The following is a 4,484-nucleotide window of genomic DNA, read 5'->3' on the forward strand; positions in this document are numbered from 1 at the left end:
AATCAGGAGTATCTAGACTCAACAAATACTCCTTAATTTACTTCAAAATTAGACATGAATTAAAGAAAATTGTTATTCAGAATTTGAAGCGGATAAATCCTGATAAAGTTCTTCAAAAAATTGAAGATATATCTGTTGATATTATTACCGCTGGATTTGATAAAGAAGAATTATTTTCGGGAAATATTGATGCTCAAAAGATTAAAGCAACAGCTAAGGAATATGGATTTTCACTCCTTAATTTACTTCAAAATTAGACATGAATTAAAGAAAATTGTTATTCAGAATTTGAAGCGGATAAATCCTGATAAAGTTCTTCAAAAAATTGAAGATATATCTGTTGATATTATTACCGCTGGATTTGATAAAGAAGAATTATTTTCGGGAAATATTGATGCTCAAAAGATTAAAGCAACAGCTAAGGAATATGGATTTTCTGCAAAAACAAAAACTGATAGTAGCGATTTATTGACAGTTAAGAATAACAGAAATGACTTAGCGCATGGAATTAAATCTTTTGCCGAAGTCGGAAAAGATAAAAGTGCTGATGAACTGATAAAAATTCAAAAGAAAGTAGTAAAATATCTAAGGCAGATTCTCGAAAATATTCAAATGTATATAGATAATCAGGAATATTTAGACTCAACAAATACTCCCTAATTTATTTCCTGAATATGATTGAGAATACTTTTTGCTACAACCTGACCTAACTTGACAGGAACAGCATTCCCTATTAAACGCCCTATTTTAGTAAAAGCAAATGATTCATTAGAAGGAAAAAATTGGTACTTTTCAGGAAAAGTTTGTAATAATGCCGCTTCTCTCAGAGATATTGCCCTATCTTGTTCGGGGTGTCCAAAACGACCATTGCCAAAACCAAAGCACTGAGTCGTCATAGTTGGACTTGGACTATCCCATTCCATCCTACCGTAAACTGATGGATATGACTTACCACTCTTCTTCCTATGACATTTAGTAATCAAATCTTCTGGCCAGTCTCGCCACGTTCCCCCTGGTTTAGAAGCACGAATACGACGGAGATTGAGTGCTGAAAGTTTGCTACATTGGTGGAGTGGATCTGTTTTAGATGATTGACCTGCCTTCAAAGGTTCAAGATGATAAATAGTATCTCGTACAGTTTTGTAATTATGGCGATCGCTTGTTGGAGGAATTAAATCTATATTGCCAAACTTCGAGGCAAAAAATACTAACCTTCTACGAGTTTGAGGTATACCGTAGTCTTGACAGTTAACCCGATAAAATGTGACAAAATATTTTAACTTTTTGAGTTTAGTAATAAATTCCTCAAAAACTTGATGTTGTTGTAACTGTGATACATTTTCCATAGTTACAATATCTGGCATACATTCTTTGACAAGGCGAGCAAAATGATAGAGAAGTTTCCATTTTAAAGAGTGATAAAACTCCTTTCCGCTGTCTCGAACGTCATAGCGCCTTGAATAATTAGAAAATGGTTGGCATGGAGCGCATCCAGCTATAACTTTATAATGACCTTCTGGAAAATGTTTTGCTAGCTCGATACCCTTAATATTTTCAACACTTTTTTCTATAAATTTGGCTTTATTGTTTTCCTGATAAGGAAACTTACATATCGGGTCAATATCATAACCAACATTTACAGCAAGACCAGCTTTCTCAAAGCCATGAGTTAACCCACCAGCTCCGCAAAATAAGTCTACTGCAGAAATGCCAATCATTATTTACCTCTAGAAATTTTACATAAATCAATCGTAAATTATAACTCAATCAAGTTACTAACTTCAAGTATNAAGACCAGCTTTCTCAAAGCCATGAGTTAACCCACCAGCTCCGCAAAATAAGTCTACTGCAGAAATGCCAATCATTATTTACCTCTAGAAATTTTACATAAATCAATCGTAAATTATAACTCAATCAAGTTACTAACTTCAAGTATAAGTAAAACCAAATTCAAATAAGATAGTTATAGTCAAGTAATCACTAAACTGTTAGTAAATTTGCTGCCGACTTCGGGAATACAAATCAAATTATCCCTTAATCAAAAACAAAAGATTTCTGGTTATCAGATTATTTTTAGTCAAAAATAGAAGAGTTTTACTCTCAGAAAAAATAAATATTATAAATTCTTACCTCCTGAATTATCACTCCTAAAAACAAGCACACTGTAGCAATATTTTATGAAATTGGTATAAAACCAATTCTAGTACCAAATTGATAAATCTTTGCTACGAATAGCTAGGCTATTTCTTTGGAGTCAGGAGTCGCATGGGAATAGTTTTGATACTATTTTTTATTAAATTGTATTTTTCCTCAAATAGACATTTTCTATCAATCATTTTGATAGTGCTTATTATTTCTAACATTCTTTTTTCAAATGGTATAATCAGAAAACTTACTCAATGTAAATTACTAATTTAAGCTTTTTAAAACCTAAAAGCTTCTTTCATTTCATTACTCTTACCAACAACTAGAAATTTTTGCTTTTTCAACTGATAACTGATAACTGTATTTACTCTCCTCAACTACCAGGAAATTTTGCTTTTTCAACTGATAACTAATAACTCATCATTACTCTTACCAACAACTAGAAAATTTTAATTTTTCAACTGATAACTGATAACTAAGTCATTACTCTTACCAACAACTAGAAAATTTTAATTTTTCAACTGATAACTAATAACTGATAACTGATAACTGTATTTACTCTCGCCAACGACCAGAACGAAGAATACTAATAATTAACCACAACCCTAAAAAACTAGCTACTGCAAATAAAGCTTCACTTAACAAAGATAACTGACTTCCTTGAGAACCCGCAGTTACAATAGCAGCACCAATAATTAAGGAACCTACAACCACACTAAAAGATAATCTATTAGCTGACTTATCTACACTACGACGCAAAGGTTCAATATCTTTTAGAGTCAAATTCCACTTCAATGTTTCGGAAGTAAGTCTATCTAAAAATAAGTCTAGTTGACGAGGCGACTCTAAAGATAAATTCTTTACATCAATAGCTGTTCTTAATAAAGTTTGTACCGGGTCATCCCCTAATAATTGCCGGCGAAATAAATCAGTCATTAATGGTTTAATCTCATCTAAAAGATTAATTTGAGGATAAAAACTACGAGCTACTCCTTCTAAATTTGCTAAAGTTTTGGAAAATAAACCTAAATTGCTCGGTAATTTAATTTTGTTGTTACGACACAATTGTAAGATGTCATAAAATACTTCAGAAAAGTTAATTTCAGTTAAGCTCAGATTGTAATATTTTCGCAGCATTTTGCTGTAATCATTTTCTAACTTGGCTAAGTTTGACCGTTGAGCAACTTCTGCCATTTCTAAAGTTAACTGAGTACATCTTTTAGCATCTAAATCAACTATTGCTAATAATAATTCTGTTAAATTCTGCTGACTACGAGGATCGAGGCGACCAACCATTCCACAGTCTAGCAGAGCAACCCTTCCATCTTCCAAATAAAATATATTACCTGGATGAGGATCAGCGTGAAAAAAACCGTCTATATAAAATTGTTGAAAGAAAACACGACATAATAAGGTAGAGAGTGCTTGCTTTTCTGAATTTATATTGCCATTGTAGTTAGTACCTTTGACTTTTGCTGATAAAATTGGTTTACCATTTAGCCATTCGAGAACTAAAAGCTTCGGAGTGGTTAGCTCCCAATATACTTTTGGAAGCATAATTTGCTTCGGGTCAAACCATTTACTTTTAGATAGGTTGCGACGTAGTTCGTCAGTATAACCAGCTTCTTTGGTAAAATCAAGTTCGGCTCGCAAGGCTACAGCAAATTCTTCAGCTAGAGAAAGAATATCGTAGTCTTTGCCAAATTCTGTAAATGAGACTAACTCACCTAAACCTTTGAGCAAGGCAATATCTTTATCAACTATTTTATCAATACCAGGACGTTGAACTTTGAGAGCTACTTCCGTACCATCTTTTAAAGTAGCTTTATAAGTTTGAGCAATAGAACCTGCTGCTACACACTCAGTATTAATGTAGCTAAATATTTCTTCTAGAGGTTGGGAGAGTTGTTGACGAATTAAGATTTCTACCTCAGACCAAGATATTGGTGGTACATCTGCCTGCAAACTTGACAAGGTGTCAATATAATCTGCTGGCAATAGGTCTGGACGGGTACTCAGTAGCTGACCGAGTTTTACATATACTGGGCCTAAATCTATAAAAATATTACGCAGAACTGCTGGTGTTGGTAAGTCTGGTTCACCAGTTTTGCCTCCTGTGAGGAGAGTTCTCATATAGTCCCAACCGTTGCGGAGGACAATTTCGACTATTTCTGCTTGACGAGAGCTAGTTACTGCAAGGCTAGATAACACTTGGCCTCCCTATAATACGGTTGATGTTTGCTTCAGCTTTAGGGACAATTTGATTGTCTCTACATATATTTAGGATAGCGGAGTAAGGGAGTGGGGGAGTGGGGGAGTAGGGGAGTAAGGAACTGAGG

Annotated in this window: 3 protein-coding genes and 1 pseudogene; 2 read left to right on the plus strand and 2 right to left on the minus strand. The window is 33.9% G+C overall.

The genetic code is table 11. The features are described 5' to 3' along the window. Positions 1 to 257, plus strand: a pseudogene (locus AFK68_RS36480) (hypothetical protein); the annotation flags it as partial. After that, positions 223 to 660 (plus strand): MAE_28990/MAE_18760 family HEPN-like nuclease, encoded by a 438-nt coding sequence (locus AFK68_RS08950; RefSeq protein ID WP_094672429.1) that lies wholly within the window; start codon positions 223 to 225, stop codon positions 658 to 660. The pseudogene AFK68_RS36480 and the gene AFK68_RS08950, both read left to right, overlap by 35 nt. Here the strand turns inward: AFK68_RS08950 and AFK68_RS08955 are convergent. Both AFK68_RS08955 and AFK68_RS08960 read right to left on the minus strand, forming a co-directional pair. After that, positions 657 to 1,718 (minus strand): DNA cytosine methyltransferase, encoded by a 1,062-nt coding sequence (locus AFK68_RS08955; protein WP_094672430.1) that lies wholly within the window; start codon positions 1,716 to 1,718, stop codon positions 657 to 659. The genes AFK68_RS08950 and AFK68_RS08955 overlap by 4 nt on opposite strands. Positions 1,719 to 2,700: 982 nt before the next feature. After that, positions 2,701 to 4,356: an AarF/ABC1/UbiB kinase family protein gene (locus tag AFK68_RS08960; RefSeq protein WP_094672431.1), complete on the minus strand. Its 1,656-nt coding sequence runs from the start codon at positions 4,354 to 4,356 to the stop codon at positions 2,701 to 2,703. Between the last annotated feature and the right edge of the window lie 128 nt (positions 4,357 to 4,484).

Origin of the sequence: Hydrocoleum sp. CS-953 (assembly GCF_002260545.1) — a bacterium.
GTDB lineage: Bacteria > Cyanobacteriota > Cyanobacteriia > Cyanobacteriales > Microcoleaceae > Trichodesmium.

What these genes read in the sequence shown, in the direction of transcription:
- AFK68_RS08950 (WP_094672429.1), top strand. Translation starts at nt 223, where the DNA reads ATGGATTTTCACTCCTTAATTTACTTCAAAATTAGACATGAATTAAAG.
- AFK68_RS08955 (WP_094672430.1), bottom strand. Translation starts at nt 1,718, where the DNA reads ATGATTGGCATTTCTGCAGTAGACTTATTTTGCGGAGCTGGTGGGTTA.